The sequence below is a fragment of the Jannaschia seohaensis genome, from assembly GCF_900116765.1.
Lineage (GTDB): Bacteria > Pseudomonadota > Alphaproteobacteria > Rhodobacterales > Rhodobacteraceae > Jannaschia > Jannaschia seohaensis.
The window spans coordinates 23869-41684 of the sequence record NZ_UETC01000010.1; the positions used below are offsets into that span (position 1 = coordinate 23869).

The following is a 17816-nucleotide window of genomic DNA, read 5'->3' on the forward strand; positions in this document are numbered from 1 at the left end:
GCGTCAGACGACCGGATAGACGAAGATGCTGCCGCGCACGGTTTCCTCGGGCGTGATGTCGACGTCGAGCGAGCCGTCCCGGATCGCGGCGTCGAGGTCGCGACAGGTCCGGGCCAGCCCCGGCTCCGCGTCCCCGGCCACTGCCAGGAGCGGGCGCCCCTCGGGCCCGAGCGCGTGGGTCATCTCCTGGACCCCGTCGTCGCTTGGTGGTTGGAGGCCGCCTTCGGGCAGCGGGCCGGCCTCCGCATGCGCGGGGGCAAGGATGGCATGGACACGGTCCAGGAAGGTCGGGTGGTCAATCTTCGGCAAAGCGCACCTTTCCGAGCTTGTCGTCGATCCAGTCCGGTTGCGCGTCGCGCCGCACCAGGAAGGGGCCGAGCGCGAGCAGGTCCAGACCCATGTGCAAAAAGCCGTCCACCGCATCCTCGGCGGAGCAGATGATCGGCTCGCCGCGGACGTTGAACGACGAGTTCAGCAGCATCGGACAGCCGGTCAGCGCGTGGAACGCCGTCAGGATCGCCGCGGCGCGCGGCTCCGCCCCGCGCTCGATCGTCTGCAAGCGCGCGCCGTGGTCGACATGGGTCACGGCGTCGAACTGGCTATGCACGGCCTGCCCCATGGCGGCGGGGGTGATCTTGCCCGACGCCCGGGCGGCGGTGACGTCGCCCTTGAGGCGATACGCTTTCTTCAGCGTCGCCACATGCAGCATGTAGGGGCTCTCGGTCGGTCCGTCGAAAAGCTCGGGCGCGGCATCGGCCAGGACGAGCGGGGCGAAGGGGCGCCAGCCTTCGCGGAACTTGATGCGCCGATTGACATGGGACAGCACGCTCTCGCCGCGTGGATCGGCCAGGACGGAGCGGTTCCCCAGCGCGCGCGGCCCGAACTCCATCGGTCCGTCGGCATGGCCAACGATCTCGCCGGCGGCCAGCGATTGGGCGACGCGCTCGGCATAGGCGGCGGGATCGGGGACATGATCATAGGTCAGGCCGGCCGCGTCCAGAGCCGCGCGGCAGTCATCCTCGGTCAGGCGCGGGCCGAGCAGGGCGCGGGACATGCCGTCGCCCACCGGCGCCGGGCGCGGACCGGCCTCCGCGCGCGCGACCTCCAGCGCCGCGCCCAGCGCGCCGCCCGCATCCCCCGCCGCGGGCTGGACCCAAAGCCCGCGGAGCCCGTCCAATTCCCGCCGAAGCCGCCCATTGGCGACGCAGTTGAGCGCCACGCCGCCCGCGAGGCAAAGATCCTTCTGCCCCGTCCGCGCCAAGGCGGCGGCGGCGAGCGACAGCACGGCGCGTTCCAGCACGCGCTGCGCCGAGGCGGCGATATTCATGTAAAATGGCGTGATCGGGTCCTGCGGCCGCCGGGCGGGCTGCCTGAACAGCATCTCGAAGAGCGGAGACGTGACCGAGGGCCCGCGATGATGGTCGAAGAAATCGAGGTTCAGGCTGAATCCGCCATCCTCATGCAGGTCGATCAGGCGGTTGCGGATCGTCGCAGTGAAGCTGGGCGCGCCGAAGGGGGCAAGGCCCATCAGCTTGTATTCGCCGGAATTCACCTTGAAGCCGCAATATTGCGTGAAGGCGCTGTAGAAGAGGCCCAGCGAATGGGGGAAGCGGATCTCGGCAACGGGTTCCAGCCCGGTTGGCGTGCCGTTCCAGATCGTCGTCGTCGCCACTTCGCCCACGCCGTCCATCACCAGCACGGCCGCGCTCTCGAACGGGGACGGGTAGAAGGCAGAGGCCGCGTGGGAGCGGTGGTGCGGCACGAAAGACACCGGGGCCGCACCCGCCGCGTCGGTCAGTTGCCGGGGCAAGTCGTCGCTCAGGGTGCCCAGCCTTTCCACAAGACGCGGCCAGAGCCGCGCCCCGCGTGGCGCGGTGATCGCGGCGGTCTCGACCATGCGCCGCACCTTGCGGACCGGGTTCTCGAAATAGGCGACGCGGTCCGGTTTGCGCCCTTCGGGCAGGCAGGAGAGGCAGTAGGCGATGGCCGCCTCCGGGAAACGCCAGTCGGCCTTGACGCGGCTGAAGCGCTCCTCCTGCGCGGCGGCGAGGATGCGGTCGCCGTCCACCAGCGCGGCGGCGGAGTCGTGGAAATGGGACGAGATCCCCAGGACGAGCGGCGCGCTCATGGCGTCACCCGATCGACCAGCGAGAGCAGCCGGTCCGCGATCTTCTCGGCGCCGAGTGGCGCCGGGTGGGCATCTCTCGGTAAGAGGTGATGGGTCTCGTCATAGGGCACAGTCGCGTCCAGCAGGTCCGGTGTGGCGGCCAGCATCGCCTCCGAGACTTCTGGCTGCACCCGGTCCAGCAGGGCGGCGGCGAAAGACAGACCGGCCGCCGTCGCGTCCGCCCGGGCCTGGGCGATCACATCCGTATAGGTGCGGATCAGCAGGAAATCGTCCGGCAGGAAGACCGAAACATCGGCCACGCCAAGCGCCGGTTGCCAGATCGGCACATAGACGATCCGCAGCCGGCCATCGGGCGCATGACGCGCGACCGGCACGTGTTCCACACCGAGCCGATACCACTCGCCGTTCTGAAAGGCGCGCATCCGGGAAGGATGGGGCACGATCCGAAATCTGTGATCGGCGATCGAGCAGAAGATCACCCCGTCCACGGCCCCGGCGGCGATGTCCCGGCGCATCTGGAGCAGGTTCTGAACGGTTCCCTGGCCGCCGATTCCCCGGTTCAGGATGCGCAGCCCGGGCCGGGCCGCCTGAAGACGGCCACAGACCGTCTCTTCGTCGGTCAGCCCCGTGCCGTAGACGAACGAACACCCGTAGACCCCGATCCGCGGGCCTGTCGATGGCCGGTTCGGCACGCGCCGCCAGCCCTCTGCGTCGATCGTCTGCAGCACGCCGCTTCGTATCTTGGGCCGAACGGCATGGCCCGGGCTCAGCGCCCAGCCAAGCACGGGATCCGGCCGGAACAGCAGCCGCGGACGAGTGACGACCCGTCTTGCTTGGACGGGCTCTCCGGGGGTGGTCGCAGTCTGAGGCATCCCAGCTCGAAGCGTAGTTACGCGGCACTTCCTTGCGGGAGTAGGTCCGCCGCAGGGGGGAGCGCAAGGGCAGTGAGCGGAGGAATGGCCATCTCAGCCCGCCCGGGCGGCGTCAGGACGGCGCTTCCGGCACCAGATCCGCGATCTTCAATCGCTGGATCTTGCCCGATGGTCCTTTGGGAAGTTCCGGCAGGAAATGGATCGCGTCCGGCGTCTTGAAGTCTCCCAACTTGCTCCGGCAGAGCTCGATCAGCGTCGTGTCGTCCAGGGATGATCCATCGCGCACGCGCACGGCCGCCTCGACTGCTTCGCCATAGCGCGCGCATTTCCGTGGGAAAGCCGCCGCCTCCACCACATCGGGATGGGCATAGAGCGCCTCGTCCACCTCGCGCGGGGCGATGTTCTCGCCGCCCTTGATGATGAGTTCCTTGAGGCGTCCGGTCACGAAGACATATCCCTCCGCGTCCATCCGCGCCAGGTCTCCGGTCCGCAGCCAGCCGTCGCGGAACGTGGCCTCCGTCGCCTCCGGGTTCTTGAGGTAGCCGCGCATCACGTTGGGTCCGCGCACGACGATCTCACCCTCGACCTCCGGTGGCAGAGATGCGCCCTTCGTGTCCTGTATCTCCACCTCGCAGCCATAGGCGATGCCGGGCGAGCCGATCTTTCGGGGGCCCGGGGGCAGGGGGTTCGACAGGATCTGCGCGGCCGTCTCCGTCAGACCCATGGTCTCGACCAGGGGGACATCGAACCGCGCCTCGAAGGCTTGCTGCGTCTCCACCGCCAAGGCCGAGGACGCAGAGCGCCCGAAGCGGAGCCGCGCGCGACAGGCGGCGTCCGGCTCCCCCTTGCCGTGCAGCAGATGCGAGATGATCGTCGGCACCGCCGAGAACCAGGTCGCGCCGTTTTCCCCCGCCTGCTCCCAGAAGCGAGAGGCGGAGAAGCGCGAGGTCATCGTCAGCGATCCGCCTGAAACGAGCGCCCCCATCACCGTCACGCACAGGCCGTTGATGTGGTAGATCGGCAGGATGCAGAAGCCCCGGTCCTCGGGCCTGAGCGCATGGGCGATGGCCGTCGTCCATCCGCCAGCCAGCAGGCTGGAATGGGCGTGGACCACGCCCTTTGGCCGACCCGTCGTGCCGGACGTATACATCAGCAGCGCGTCGTCCTCGGGCGAGACGTCATAGAGGTCGGCCTGCGCCTCCGCGCCGAGCGCCAGGGCCGAGACCCCGCTCTCGTTCGCGGCGTCGAACAGGGCGCGCGCATCGTCATGGACGAAGGCGAAGCGGGCCTCCGAATGGGAGAGCGCATAGGCGATGGCGTCCCGGCCCGCGGCGAGATTGATCATCGTCGAGCGAAATCCGCCCACAAGCGCGCCATAGAGCGCGATCAGGACCTCCCGGCCGTTGGGTGACACGATGGCGATGCTTTCCCCCTTCGCCGCGCCCCGTGCCGTCAGGTCGCGCGCGAAGGCCCGCGCGGCGTCCCGCAACTCCGTCCATGCAAGCCTGTCCTGGGTCTCGGGAAAGACCACCGCGATGCCTCCATCGGCCGCGCGATGCTCCAGCCAATCGCGCACCGTCCCCTCGGGCGGTCGGTCGGGCGAAAGCTTCATTTGCCGGCATCCTTCCAGTAGTCGGCGAAGATGTCCTCCAAGGTCGGCTCTCGCGCCGGGATCTCCCGGACGATTGTCGTCGACTGCAGGAAGTGCTTCCAATGCACGTTCTCGTCCACGGCGTTGCCGCCCCAGGTCCCGCAGCCCATGGAGAGCGAGAACGGCATCCCGTTGGTGAAAGACCCGCCCGTGGCGAAGGTATGGGCTTGGTTCACGATCACCCGGCTGGTCGGGATCGCCCGCGCCAGCGCCATGGGGCGATCCGGATCCGTGCTGTGCAGACCTACCGAATGTCCCGCCCCCTGGTAGCGTTGGATCTCGTCGGTGATCCGCATGGCCTCCTCGAAGTCCGCTGCGGCATAGAGAGCCAGGACGCGGCTCAGCTTTTCGCCAGAGAGCGGGTGATCCGGCCCGATCCCCGAGGTTGGCACCGCGATATATTCGGTCCCGGGCGGCACCTTGCCGGTAAGCCCCAGGGCCGCGATCGTCGCGTCGGCATCCTGCGCGATGACCTGGCGGCTCAGATGCCCGTCGGGCCAGAGCGCCGCGACGACCGCCGCCTCGTCCTCGACCACGGCGCCGCCCGCCCGCGCCATTGCCGCCAGGAACGCGTCCCGGACGGCATCCACCACGACCACCGCGTTCTCCGACGAACAGGAGGTCGCGTTGTCGAAGGTCTTGGAGGCTCGGATCTTTTCGGCGGCGGCGTCCAGATCCGCCGTCTCGTCGACGATCACCGTGACGTTGCCCGCGCCCACCGCCACGGCGGGCGTGCCCGCCGTCTGCGCGCGGTGGACATTGTTCTGGCTGCCGGTGGCGACGATCATGTCGCAACTCTCCATCAGCCGCTGGGTCTTGGCCTTGGAGCCGGGCGCGGGGACCATGCTCACCAGATCCGGATCCTCGCCGATCTTTGCGAACTCGACATGGATGAACTCCAGCAGCCGTTCACAGCAGGCCACGCCCTTGGGCGAGGGCGCCACCACGATGGCGTTGCCGCATTTGAGCGCGTTGATGATGTTGTTGGCCGGTGTCGCCGCCGGGTTGGTGGAGGGCACGATGGCGGCGATCACCCCCTTGGGCCGCGCGATCTCGGTGATGCCGGTGGCCGGGTCGTCACGGATCACGCCATGGGTCGTGACGCCTGCGATATCGCGCATCAGGCCCAGCGTCTTGCGGTGGTTCTTGGTGATCTTGTCCGGGACGTTGCCCAATCCCGTCGTCCGGACGGCCAGCTCGGCGAGGTCGCGGTTGCGGCCGGGCTCCATGATCGCCCAAGCGGCGGCCTGCGCGGCGCGGTCATAGCGCGTCTGGCTGCCCTCTGTCTCGTAGCGGCGCTGCGCCGCGCGCGCCCGCGCCACGATGGCGTCGACTTCCCCGACCGGATCGGTCCTGTCCATTGGTCCACCCTCTTCTTCCCTGTCGAAATATCCCGGGGGTGCGGGGGCAGAGCCCCCGCCGGGTCGGCCCCAACGGGGCCGACCCGTCTCACAGACCGGCCAGAAGCTCCGTCAGCGTCTCCTGCCGCGCGGCCCACATCTCGATCACCTCGTGGCGGGTCATGACGTGCATCGGACTGCCGCCCGCCTCCATGCGGCTGGCCACGCTGCCGTTCTCGAACATGGTCGGCACGATCTCGGCCAGCTTGTCGATGATTGGCTGCGGGGTGCCCTTGGGTACCATGATGCCGCGATAGTTCACGCTCGCGTTGTCGATGTCGAAGCCCTGTTCCATCATCGTCGGCACATCGGGCGGGAAGGAATTCCGCTCTAGGTCGAACACGCCGAGGCTCTTGACGTTCCCGGCCTCCTGCGGGCGGAAGGCGTCCGAGAGGTTGTTCAAACCGCCCATCACTTCGCCCGCGATCACCGCGCGCATCGCGCCCGCGCCGCCCGCATTGTTGGGGATGTAGGCCAGCTGCACGTCGGCGGCCTTCTCCAATTGCAGCGCCGCGATGTGGTGGCCCACAAAGAGGCCCGCGCCCGAGAAGGTGAAGCCGCCTGGGTTCTCCTTGGCCCAGTCGACGACCTCCTGCATCGAGTCGAACTCGCTATCGGCGCCGACGACGAAGACCGCCGGGTCGGCGCCCCAGTTGGCTATGGGCTCGAAGCTATCGACGCTGTATTGCACGCCGCCTTCGATGGACTGCGCGACGAAATGCGAGACGTTATAGGCGCCCAGTGTGTAGCCGTCCGCGTCGGCCTGGGTCGCCAGCCAGTTCCAGCCCACGCGCCCGCCCGCGCCGGGGCGGTTGACGATGGCGATGGGCATGCCGAGCGCGTCCTCGTTGCCCGCAGTCATAGTCACGATGCGCGCCTGGAAGTCGGTAGCGCCGCCCGCCCCGTAGCTCACCATCATCACCGGGCGCGCGGGGTTATTCTCGTGCCCGTCGGCCAGCGCTGCGGTGCCGAGGCCGCTGATGGCAAGTGCCGCGGCTGCGATCAAAGTCTTCATTTTTCGGTCCTCCCTGGGGTTTGGGTCTGCCGCCCTTGCGGTTCAGAACAGGATCTCCCGCGGGGTGAAGACCCCGAGGAGCATGGCGAAGAGTCCGTCCATCACCGCCAGGAATCAGGCGGTGATGACCACGCGCTTGATCCAGCTCCGCACCTCCCCATGCGGGGCCGGATCGTAGAGCGTCAGCAGGATAAAGAAGGCGACGGTCGAGGCCGTGTAGACGCCGAGCGCCGCCGCCGCCCAGAAGACGTAGACCAGCATCACCGCGAGGCCCGGCAGGATGGCGAGGATCGCGTTCCGGCTGAGCCCGGCGCCGACCTTCGTCTTTCCGATCAGCGCCTTCCCGAATGTCCAGAGCGCGAGCACGACGAAGACGGTCGAGATGATGCGCGGGAAGAGGAAGGCCGCCGCCGACTCCTGGGTCCAGCTGATCCAGGCGACCGTGATGCCGACCAGAGCGACCGCGCCGCTGGCGACGATGTGCTGTGAGCGGGGCAGGTCGGTCATGTCAGCGCCTCCTCTTTCTCGATGGCGTCCTCCTTGGTGGTGAAGCGGCGGTAACGCAGCTCCATCCAGACCGAATAGGCGATCGAGGCCACCACGACGGCGATCATCGTCAGGTTCAGCGCGCCGGTGAAGAAGTAGGGGCCGATGCCGACGGTCGCGTTCGCGATCATGGAGCCTTGGACGAAATTCGCCTCGGCGATGGGGCCCAGGATCAGGCCCAGCACCAGCGGCGCCGCCGATAAGCCGAAGCGCTCCAGGAAATACATCCCCGTCCCGAGCGCGGCCATGATGTAGACATCGCCCATGGAGGTCTGCACCGAATAGCTGCCGAAGATCGCCAGCGCCAGGACGACCGCCGCCATCACGGCATTCGGGACCTGCGCCACGCGAGCGGCGAGCCCCGCGATATAGAGGCCGAAGACGCACATCAGGATCTGCCCGATCAGCATCGAGTTGATGAAGGTCCAGGCGACGTCGGGGTGGTTGTCGAAAAGGTCGGTCCCCGGGAAGATCCCATGGATCAGCAGACCGCCCAGCAGGACCGCCGCGGTAGGCGAGCCGGGGATCGACAGCGGCAGCAGCGGCACCAGCGAGGGGCCGACCGTGGCGTTGTTCGCGCTCTCGGCGGCGATGACGCCTTCGCTGTGGCCGGTGCCGAACTTTTCGCGCTCGGGGCTCATCTTTCTCGACTGGTCATAGGCGACCAGGCCCGCGATCTGCCCGCCCACGCCGGGGATCAGGCCGATGATCGAGCCGGTCGCCGTTCGGATCGTCAAGGCCCGGCCGCGCCGCAGCACCTCGCGGATGGCGTCTCCGACGGGATGGCGCTCGACCTCCAGGACCTCGGCGTCGAGCCGCTTGCGGCCCTTGGCGAACATGTTGATGACCTGCGGGATGGCGAAGAGGCCGATCAGTGCGGGGATCACGTTGATCCCGCCCGCGAGGCTGTCATGGAAGATGAAGCGCTGCGCGCCCATGATGTCGTCGAAGCCGATGGTGGCCAGCCACAACCCGATGCAGCCCGAGAGCAGCCCCTTCACAACCGAGCTTCCGTCGAGCGAGCCGATGATCGTCACCCCCAGGATCGCCAGCCAGAACAGGTGCGACGGGCCGAAGGCCAGCGCCCATTGCGCCAGGACCGGCGTGAGGAAGATCAGCAGCAGCACCCCGAAGACTCCGCCGATGGCCGAGGACACGAAGCTGAGTTGCAGCGCCTTCGCCCCATGGCCCTTGCGCGCCATCGTGTGGCCGTCGAGCGTGGTTGCGATGTTCGCCGGAGCGCCCGGGATCTTGAGCAGGATCGCGCTGACCGCGCCGCCCGCCACGGTCGAGGTATAGGCCGCCCCCAACAGGATCAGGCCCGATGCGGGCTCCAGCTGGAAGGTGAAGGGAATGAGCAAGGCGACCGCCATGGTCGGTGAGAGGCCGGGCGTCGCGCCCAGAATCAGCCCCCCACCGTTCCGAGCAGAAGCAGCATGAAGTTGAACGGCGTGAAGACGTCGCCAAAGTGAAAAAGAAACTCCAACGCGTCCCCTCCCAAAGACTTGTTGCGTTCGGATTCTGACGGTAGGTCATGAAAACAGTTTTGCAAATGTTTTCATTTTGTGACCGGGGGAGTGGGGTTAAGTGGTTAAGAGTACGACTAAAAAGTCCGATATTTTCGCGGTTGCAAAGGCCGCACGCGTGTCCCCATCCACGGTTTCGCGCAGCTTCAACCACCCCGATCTGGTCAAGCCCGAGACCCGCCGCCGGATCGAAAAGGCGATCCGGAAACTGGGCTATATCCGCAACCGCGCGGCCCAGACGATGCATGGAATCCGCAGCGGAACGATCGGTCTGATCGTGCCGACGGTCGACCAGGCGATCTTTGCCGAGCTCATCCAGAGCTTCTCGGAAGCGATCGAGGAGCTGGGCTTCACGATCCTGCTCGCCTCCCATGGATACAGCCTTGACCGGGAATATGCGCTGGCCCGCAAGATGCTGGAACATCGGGTGGACGGCATGGCCCTGATCGGGACGGAGCACATGGCCGAGACCTACGATCTGCTGGTGGAACAGGCCACGCCGACGCTCCTGCTTTGGAACTACGCGGCGGACACGCCCTTCGCCTGCGTCGGCTGCGATAATTTCGAGGCGGGACGGCTTATCGGCGGCCATGTCGCGGCGCTCGGACACCAAGAGATCGCGACGATCTTTCCCCCGATGGGTGGCAATGACCGAGCGTCACGCCGGCAGGATGGCGCGCTGAGCGCGTTGCGGGCGGCGGGGCGGGACGTGCCGGAGGCCTGGCGGCTGGAGACCCCCTACGAGGTCGGCGCGGCCAAGGCCGCCGTCGAGGCGCTGGTCGCCTCCGGACGCCTGCCCACCGCGATCCTCTGCGGAAATGACGTGCTGGCCGTGGGCGCGCTGCACGCGCTCCGCCACCGGGGGATCGACGTGCCGGGCGCGATCACGGTGACCGGGATCGGCGATTTCAACGGCTCGGCCGAGTTCGAGCCGGGGCTCACGACCGTTCGCATCCCTGCCCGCACCATTGGGTCCCGGGCGGCGGCGGCGATGGTCCGCCTCACCGGGGGCGAGGCGGAGCCGGGTGCGCGAATCCCGCCGGAGTTGATGGTGCGGGGCACCTGCGCGCCGCCGCGCGCAGGCTGACGCGTCAGGCGGCGTCCCGCACGTAGACCAAGGCCATGGAATCCTTCAGCACGATCGGCCCGCCCATATAGTCCGACCCGATGGACGGCGTGCGCAGCGCCAGTCTCCAGCCCATCCCCTTGATGCCTTCCACCGGGAGGGTCAGCGGGTCGAGGTCGTCGGTCGGTTTGCCCTCCAGGTGGCAGACGGAGAACACCTGCTCCCCGTCCGGACCATGGCGGAGGGAGGTGAAGACCGTGCGCCCGGCGATCGGATGCACGTAGTCGAACCGGTCCTTCGGCCCGTAATTGTCCCGCAGCCAAGGACGCGCCCGCCGGAAGTTGCGCACATCCAGGCAGAAGGACGCCTGATCGTGGTCGAGCGACGCCAAGGAGTTCGAAACATTGCTGTATTCGTGCATGTCGTTCATCCAGGCCCGGGCGAATTCCTTCAATGCGGCAACGCTGTATTCCGGCCCGGCCAGCGGCGGCTCGGAGGCGTTGAGCAGGCGCGCGATCTCTTCCAGGTCGTATTCGGTGACGTCCACCAGAGCGGGCAGGAATTCCAGGAAACGGGCCAGTTCTTCGCGGGTGGTGAAGCCCATCTCCTTGAGGCGGCGGAAATTGCCGGGGATCGAGTAGCTGTATTCGTCCACCTGCCACTTGAGGCTGATCGCCTCTTCGGCGACGACCTTGACGCCGTAGCGGTCGTCCTGATTTCGGATGAAGCCCCAGCTGGCCCGCGCCATCGCGTTGAGGAAGTCCATCGGAACGCCCGGCATGCCGACATAGGTCAGAACGTGGACGGCCGGGTTGTCATAGGCCTTGTCCAGGATCTCCATCCGGGTGCGGCCAAGGCGGGTGTTCACGTTCAAACGCGTGTCGACCTGCGTGCCTCGGCGCAGCGTGTCGTGGTTGCTGGTCCCCGAGATCCAGTTGGCGCCGACCGAGACCATCTCCTGGATGCGCCAGAACTTGGACAGCCAGAACGTGTAAAGGAACGGCGTGTTATGGGCGAAGGTCAGCGGCCCCCATTGAAACACGTCGTCGTCGCGCTGCTGCTCGATCACGGAGCGATAGGTCGAGCTGAGCTCCCAATCGGGCTCGGGCCAGGGGCGGCCGTCCTCGAAGATGAACCAAGGGCGGTAGCGGGTGCCCGCCACCTCCTGCACGATATCGGACATGGATTGCAGGTAGTCGTCGTCATGGCGCAGCACCTGGGCGCTGGCGTCCCACCATTTGAAGTCCTGCGCGCCATCGACCCGCACGGCGTCGGCGCCGAAATCGACCTTTCGCCGCTGTATCTCCAGCAGGATCGCCCGAACGGCCGGGTTCTGATAGTCGAGGTTCTGGCCGTACATGTTGGGCCCGGCGAAGTAATGCCCGCTCAGCGCGCGCAGGCCCTGGTTGTCGGAATGGCCGAAAACCACGTCCAGGATCAGCTTTTTGGGCTTGGACGGGAAGTTGTGGAGCACCGAGATCAGGTCGATCAGCTCGTCCGGGCGGCCGGATTCGAGCAGGACCGGGTTCACCGTCGCCATGCCCGAGATGACGATGTCATAGCCCCAATTGGTCGTGTCGGGCCGCAGCAGCTCGACACTTACCTCCTCCGAGTCGCCGTCGCCCTCCTGCCAGAAATCGGGTCCGGCCTCGTAGACGGTGGTGGGTTCGACGGGCAGCAATTGCACCGCGTCATAGCCCAGGAAGAGCTTGTCCGAGGGTTCCAAGGGCAGGTCGCGGGCCACGCGCTCGGCGAGGCGGGCATAATGACGCGTCAGGCTGGCCAGAGTGCCGCCGGCGGTGGCGGTGGGAACGTGGATTTGCAGGATGTTGGTCGGCGGGCCGAACTTATGCGGCTCGCCCCCGGCCAGCGCCTCGAAATAGGCGGTGTCGCCCCGCGCCGCCTGCATCGCGCCCACGTCATAGAGCTCCGCCGGGGCCATCACGCCGAAGGGCAGGGACATGGCGAGCGGGTCCAGGATGCGGTGCCATTTGTCCTCCGCGTCACGCCAGGCCAGCGCATAGAAGTCGCCGATCTGGTCCCGGGTGCCCGCCTTCAGCCCCTTGACGGCGGTAAAGCAATGCGCCTCCTCCCGGATGACCGGGATCCAGGCGCGCTCGAAGCGCACGTTCTGATGGGCGCGGGTCAGGTCCAGCGGTTCGATCGGGCGCAGGATCTCCAGGAAGACATCGCTGGAGGGCACCCGCGCATCCAGGATCTCCGGCGTCCAGAAGCCGAAGACGGCCACGTCTCCCTCGTGCCGCGCGCCGAGCCTGGGGGCAATCGCCCGCTCACCGTCGAAACTGGTCTCGGCTGTGATGAGCGCGTCGCGTGCGGCCAGGGCCTCTGCGCGGGCGGTCTCTTCGACGAAGGTGACGGTGTCTTTCAGCGGCATGGATGGTCCTCTTGTATCCGCAGGAAGGTGGGGCGCGGACGCGCGCCCCACGGATTGGTTCAAGTCAGGGTTCGCGAATTAGAAAGATCGCCGAGAACGGAGGCAGCATGACCTCCGTGCTGGCGGGTTGGCCCTGATGCGGGTGCGGCTCTGCATGGACCGCCCCAAGATTGCCCAGGCCGCTGCCGCCATAGATGTCGGCATCGGTGTTGAGCGCCTCGCGCCAGCGCCCGGCCTGGGGAAGGCCGGTGCGCCAATTGGGCTGCGCCGAGGCGCCGAAATTGCACAGGACCGCGACCTCTGCGTCGTCCGGCCCGCCCCGGCGGAGCCAGGAATAGACCGATGGTCCGGTCGCGTCCGCCTCGATCCACTGAAACCCGCCGGGATCGGCGTCGCGATAGTGCAGGGCGGGCGTTTCGCGATAGAGCGCGTTCAGGTCGCGGATCAGGCGCCGCACGCCGTCATGAGCGGGCATTTCGGCCACGTCCCAGTCGAGCGCGCCGTCATGGTTCCATTCCTCCGGCTGCGCGAATTCCTGGCCCATGAACAACAGCTTCTTGCCCGGATGGCCCCACATGAACGCGTAATAGGCGCGCAGATTGGCGAAGCGCGCCGCGCCGTCGCCGGGCATCCGGCCCAGCATCGAGCCTCTGCCGGGCGACACCTCGTCATGACTGATCGGCAGGACGAAGGTCTCGTCGAAAGCGTAGGTCAGGCCGAAGGTCACCGTATGGTGGCGCTCGGGGCGGCGCGCCGGGTCCGTCTTCATGTATTCCAACGTGTCGTGCATCCAGCCCATGTTCCATTTGTAGCCGAAGCCGAGGCCCCCCTGGTCCTGCGCCTTCGTCACGCCCGGAAAGGCCGTGCTTTCTTCTGCCAGGGTCTGCGCGCCCGGGGGCAGGGCCCGGTTGACGCGCTTTAGGAAATCGATCGCCTCGTAGTTCTCCCGCCCGCCATCGGCATTGGGCACCCACTCGCCCGCGGGGCGGGCGTAATCTCGGTAGAGCATCGAGGCCACGGCATCCACACGCAGCCCGTCGACATGGAATTCCTCCAGCCAATAGAGGGCGTTGGAGGTTAAAAAGCCGGTCACCTGCGGGCTGCCATAGTCATAGATCAGCGTGTTCCACTCCGGGTGGAAGCCCTGGCGGGGGTCGTCATATTCATAGAGCGGCGTGCCGTCGAACCGGCCCAGCCCGTGCGGATCGGTCGGGAAATGTCCCGGCACCCAGTCCAGGATGACACCCAGCCCCGCCCGGTGCGCCGCATCCACCAGCGCCCGCAGCCCGTCCGGTTCCCCATGCCGCGCGGTCGGCGCGAAGAGGCCCACCGGCTGATAGCCCCAGGAGCCGTCGAACGGATGCTCGGCGATCGGCATCAGTTCCAGATGGGTAAAGCCCATCTCCACCGCATAGGGCACGAGCTGGTCCGCCGCTTCGGCCCAGCTGAGCGGGCGTCCGTCCGCACCCCGCCGCCAAGATGGCAGATGCACCTCGTAGATCGAGATCGGCGTCGTCCGGGCGTTGCGTCCGGCCCGCGTCTCCATCCAGTGATCGTCGGCCCAGGCATGGCCGCTCGGTTCAGCGATGACGGACGCATTCGCGGGCGGCCGCTCCGAGGCGAAGCCCACCGGGTCCGCCTTGGGCGGCAAGAGCGCGCCATCCGCGCCGATCAGCTCGTATTTGTAAGTCTCGCCCGCGCCGACGCCCGGCAGGAAAATCTCCCAGACGCCGCCGGTCCGCCGCCGCATGACGTGGCGCCGCCCGTCCCAGAAGTTGAACGGCCCCACTACCGAGACGCGGCGTGCATGCGGCGCCCAGACGGCGAAGCGGGTTCCGTCGACGCCCTCATGGGTGATCGGATGGGCGCCAAGACACTGCCAAAGGCGCTCCGGCGCGCCGGTCTCGAACTGTGCCAGCACCGCCTCGTCGAGGCTGGGACCGAAGCGGTAGGGATCGTCCACCGTCCAGCGCGCACCGTCCGCGCCATGCGCTTCGAGACGGTAGGGGCCGGTCTGCTCGAACGGACCGGCAAAGATGCCCGGGCGCTCCGCGTCCGGGATCAGTTCGGCCCGCGCGTCCGCTGCCGTGACGGTCAGGCGCGCGGCGCCGGGAACGAAGGCCGTCACATGGCCCGCGCCATCCAGCGGATGTGGCCCGAGAATGGAAAAGGGCGCGTCGTGGGTTCCGGCTAGGACGCGATCAAGTGACGCGCTCCGGCCGGAGGCGGTCTGAGGGTCGGGGTCTGTCGTCATACTCCAAGCCTAAGGTTCCTCAGAAGGACTTCAACCGGGCGCCAAGTTCCGCGCTCGGACTGGTCGGACCCTGCCTGAGATCGCCTCCGAAAGCGCCATGTGCCGCAACAATCGACAGGATGCGGCCTCGCCGCCCAGTCCCCACGGCGCCCTCCTCGCGTCGAATCGATCCCGCTCTGCTCAGGCTGTGGCCAGCCGTGCCGCGGCGGGCTTGGATCGCGCGGGCTTTGCCGTCCGCTCCATCCGCGCCGCCGCGCGGATGACGCGCGGGCCGCCTGCGCCCCGGTAACGCGGGGGGATAGGGGCAGTCCGCTGTCTGGGTATGAACGCGGACGCCGTGCGCGCGGCCAGGTTCATGCGGGTCGCGGGGCTCGATCCAGCTTTCTCCATTCGGCCCAGAGCAGCTGCGCATCCTCCCGAGTCCCCCCGGACACGACCTCAACCTGGGAGAGAGTGTCGACAACATCCGCATAGTCGGGCTGCTCGGCCATAATCTCCTACACACGGTAACGGTCGGGGCGCGCCGCAATCCGCCGATGCCGGCCGGCCGCGCTACCGAGGTGTCGGGTCCTCCGAGGCGGCGGCGTTCTCGATTTCCTCCGCTTCCGCCTGTGCTTCTGCCTCCGCCGCCGCTTCCGCCTCGGCTTCTGCGTTTTCAGCTGCCCAGACGGAGGCAGCTTCCACCGCCACCGTGGTCGCGCCGGGAACGACGGCGATGTAGCTGTCCGTCGCTTCGGCCGGGATCATCGCGCGCTGCGTCATGCGGTAGAGCGCATAGACCGCGATCGTGGCGAAGGTCGCGCCGAGCACCGACCAGAAGGCGAAGGGCCCGGTCGCTTCCATCGTCCAACCGGTGATGAGCGGCCCGACGATCGCGCCGCAGCCGAACACGAAGACCAGCCCGCCCGACGCGCCGGGCATGTCGTCCGAGGATAGAAAGTCGTTCGTGTAGGCCAGGAACAACGCGTAGAGCGGCGTCGTCATGCCGCCCGCGATGAGGGCCGCGCCGAGAAGGAACGTCTCGCTGTCGCGCGCGAAATAACCAAAGCCGCAGAAGACCGCGCCCACGAGGGCCGTGCCGCAAATCACCTTGCGGCGGTCGATGCGGTCCGAAAGCCAGCCGATCGGGAACTGGAAGAGAAGCGCGCCCGCGAACAAGGCCGCCACGAAAAGCGCGATCGCGTCCGTCGTCATGCCGGTCTGGGCTCCGAACACGGCACCCATGCCGGATTGGGTCGCGTAGATGCTGCCAAGCAGGAAGATTCCGACCGTCCCGAGCGGTGAGCTCTCGAAAAGGGCTTTCAGGGACATCGGAGGGGACACGCTCGTGGCCGGCACGGGCGTCGCGGAGAGCAGGATCGGCGCGAAAGAGATCGAAACCAGGATCGATGCGCCGATGAACAGGACCGATGTCGTCGCATCGCCCAGCGTCAGCAACCACTGGCCGCCGATGATGCCGATCGTCTGGCAGATCATGTAGGCCGCCAGCACTGTGCCCCGAGACTCGTTGGTCGACTGGGCGTTCAGCCAGCTTTCGGCCGTGACATAGATGCCGGACATGCACAGGCCGATGAGGATCCGCAGAGCCGTCCAGGACCAGGGATCGGACAGCAGCGGAAAGGCGATCAAGGCGGCGGACATCAACCCGCCCAATGCGCCAAAGACCCGAACATGCCCGACCCGCCGGATCAGGAGCGGCGTCAGGCGGGCGCCGGACAGAAACCCCGCGAAGTAACCCGAGGTGATGATGCCGAGTTCGGGTGCCGAGAACCCCTCGATATCGCCACGGAGGCCCATCAGGGTGAACTGCATGCCGTTGCCCAGCATGATCAGAACGATCCCGATGAGAAGGGCTCCAATTCCAGCGAATGCGTTCATCTGTGCCCCCTCAGGTCTCGGACAGCCTGTGCTCGCGAGAGGGTATCGCGCCCGCGTGCCGGGTCCATGTCGATCTCGGGCAGGAATGTCACAACGGCGGGCGGATGACCAATCGACCGGCGCAATCCGGCGATTTGGCGCCAAATAGGGCAGGGGCGGGCGACGCAGCCGGTCCGCGCCGCCCGCCCGCTGTGTTTTAGCCTGCCGCGGGCAAGACCTTCGAGGCTTGCTGGCCGAGGCGATCGATGCCGAGCGTTACCGTCTCGCCGCCCTTGAGGAAGCGCGGCGGCTTGTAGCCCATGCCGACCCCCGGAGGCGTGCCTGTCGAGATCACGTCGCCGGGCTGCAGGCTCATGAACTGGCTGCAATAGGACACGATGTGGGGCACCTTGAAGATCAGGGTGGATGTCGATCCCGACTGCATGCGCTCTCCGTCGACATCGAGCCACATCCCGAGCCCGTTCACGTCCCCGACCTCATCCGGCGTGACCAGCCAGGGCCCCGTGGGTCCGAACGTGTCGCAGCCCTTGCCCTTGTCCCAGGTGCCCGCGCGGTCCAGCTGGAACTCGCGCTCCGAGACGTCGTTGATGACGCAGTAGCCCGCGACGTGATCCAGCGCGTCGGCCTCGTCGATATAGACGCCCGGCTTGCCGATCACGACGCCCAGCTCGACCTCCCAATCCGTCTTGACCGAGCCGCGGGGGATCTGGATCGGGTCGTTGGGGCCGCAGATAGCCGAGGTCCATTTGTTGAAGATGATCGGCTCCGCCGGGATCGGCATGCCGGCCTCTTCGGCGTGGTCGGCATAGTTCAGGCCGATGCAGATGAACTTGCCGATGTTGCCGACGCAGGGACCGAGGCGCAGATCCTCCTGCGGCGTGCCGTCGACCAGCGGGAGCGAGTCCGGGTCCAGCTCTTGCAGAGCCTTCAGGCCGGCGGGGAGCAGCGTGTCGCCGCCGATATCGGGAACGATGGCCGACAGGTCACGCACCCGCCCGGCCTGGTCGAGCAGGCCCGGCTTTTCGGCGCCGGGCGCACCATGGCGCAGAAGCTTCATGGGATCTCCAGATTTGATTTGTGGAATG

General features: G+C 67.5%; 11 protein-coding genes and 2 pseudogenes. 1 reads left to right on the forward strand and 12 read right to left on the reverse strand.

Annotated features, from left to right (window positions below; translation table 11 throughout):
* Positions 1 to 3 precede the first annotated feature (3 nt).
* The 8 genes and pseudogenes from DTQ71_RS16990 to DTQ71_RS17025 form a co-directional block, all read right to left on the reverse strand.
* Positions 4 to 309, reverse strand: coding sequence for a hypothetical protein (locus tag DTQ71_RS16990; RefSeq protein WP_109565500.1), 306 nt, complete (start codon positions 307 to 309; stop codon positions 4 to 6).
* A complete protein-coding gene (locus DTQ71_RS16995; protein WP_109565501.1) occupies positions 296 to 2128 on the reverse strand; it encodes a carbamoyltransferase family protein in 1833 nt (610 codons plus the stop codon). Before DTQ71_RS16995 ends, DTQ71_RS16990 begins: the two co-directional genes overlap by 14 nt.
* Positions 2125 to 2856, reverse strand: coding sequence for an SGNH/GDSL hydrolase family protein (locus DTQ71_RS17000; RefSeq protein ID WP_109565502.1), 732 nt, complete (start codon positions 2854 to 2856; stop codon positions 2125 to 2127). The genes DTQ71_RS16995 and DTQ71_RS17000 overlap by 4 nt, the downstream gene beginning before the upstream one ends.
* A gap of 256 nt (positions 2857 to 3112) precedes the next feature.
* Complete coding sequence (locus tag DTQ71_RS17005) at positions 3113 to 4612, reverse strand: AMP-binding protein (protein ID WP_109565503.1); 1500 nt, start codon at positions 4610 to 4612, stop codon at positions 3113 to 3115.
* A complete protein-coding gene (gene sauS / locus DTQ71_RS17010) occupies positions 4609 to 6012 on the reverse strand; it encodes an acylating sulfoacetaldehyde dehydrogenase (RefSeq protein ID WP_109565504.1) in 1404 nt (467 codons plus the stop codon). Before sauS ends, DTQ71_RS17005 begins: the two co-directional genes overlap by 4 nt.
* An 88-nt stretch (positions 6013 to 6100) precedes the next feature.
* Positions 6101 to 7066, reverse strand: a complete 966-nt coding sequence (locus tag DTQ71_RS17015; protein ID WP_109565505.1) for a tripartite tricarboxylate transporter substrate binding protein — start codon at positions 7064 to 7066, stop codon at positions 6101 to 6103.
* A 42-nt stretch (positions 7067 to 7108) separates the two neighbouring features.
* Positions 7109 to 7573: pseudogene (locus DTQ71_RS17020) on the reverse strand (tripartite tricarboxylate transporter TctB family protein).
* Positions 7570 to 9098, reverse strand: a pseudogene (locus DTQ71_RS17025) (tripartite tricarboxylate transporter permease). Before DTQ71_RS17025 ends, DTQ71_RS17020 begins: the two co-directional pseudogenes overlap by 4 nt.
* Before the next feature lie 101 nt (positions 9099 to 9199).
* Between DTQ71_RS17025 and DTQ71_RS17030 the strand changes: the two are divergent.
* Complete coding sequence (locus DTQ71_RS17030; protein WP_109565506.1) at positions 9200 to 10225, forward strand: LacI family DNA-binding transcriptional regulator; 1026 nt, start codon at positions 9200 to 9202, stop codon at positions 10223 to 10225.
* A 4-nt stretch (positions 10226 to 10229) separates the two neighbouring features.
* On the opposite strand, the gene gghA is transcribed toward DTQ71_RS17030, so the two are convergent.
* From gghA to DTQ71_RS17050, 4 genes are all read right to left on the reverse strand, one after another.
* The gene (gene gghA, locus DTQ71_RS17035) at positions 10230 to 12599 is read right to left on the reverse strand and encodes a glucosylglycerol hydrolase (protein WP_109565507.1); all 2370 of its coding nucleotides are present in this window, start codon (positions 12597 to 12599) and stop codon (positions 10230 to 10232) included.
* A 64-nt stretch (positions 12600 to 12663) separates the two neighbouring features.
* The gene (gene glgB / locus DTQ71_RS17040) at positions 12664 to 14853 is read right to left on the reverse strand and encodes a 1,4-alpha-glucan branching protein GlgB (protein ID WP_109565508.1); all 2190 of its coding nucleotides are present in this window, start codon (positions 14851 to 14853) and stop codon (positions 12664 to 12666) included.
* Positions 14854 to 15405: 552 nt separating this feature from the next.
* Positions 15406 to 16731 (reverse strand): MFS transporter, encoded by a 1326-nt coding sequence (locus DTQ71_RS17045; protein ID WP_109565509.1) that lies wholly within the window; start codon positions 16729 to 16731, stop codon positions 15406 to 15408.
* A gap of 196 nt (positions 16732 to 16927) precedes the next feature.
* Complete coding sequence (locus tag DTQ71_RS17050; protein ID WP_109565510.1) at positions 16928 to 17788, reverse strand: fumarylacetoacetate hydrolase family protein; 861 nt, start codon at positions 17786 to 17788, stop codon at positions 16928 to 16930.
* Positions 17789 to 17816: the final 28 nt, after the last annotated feature.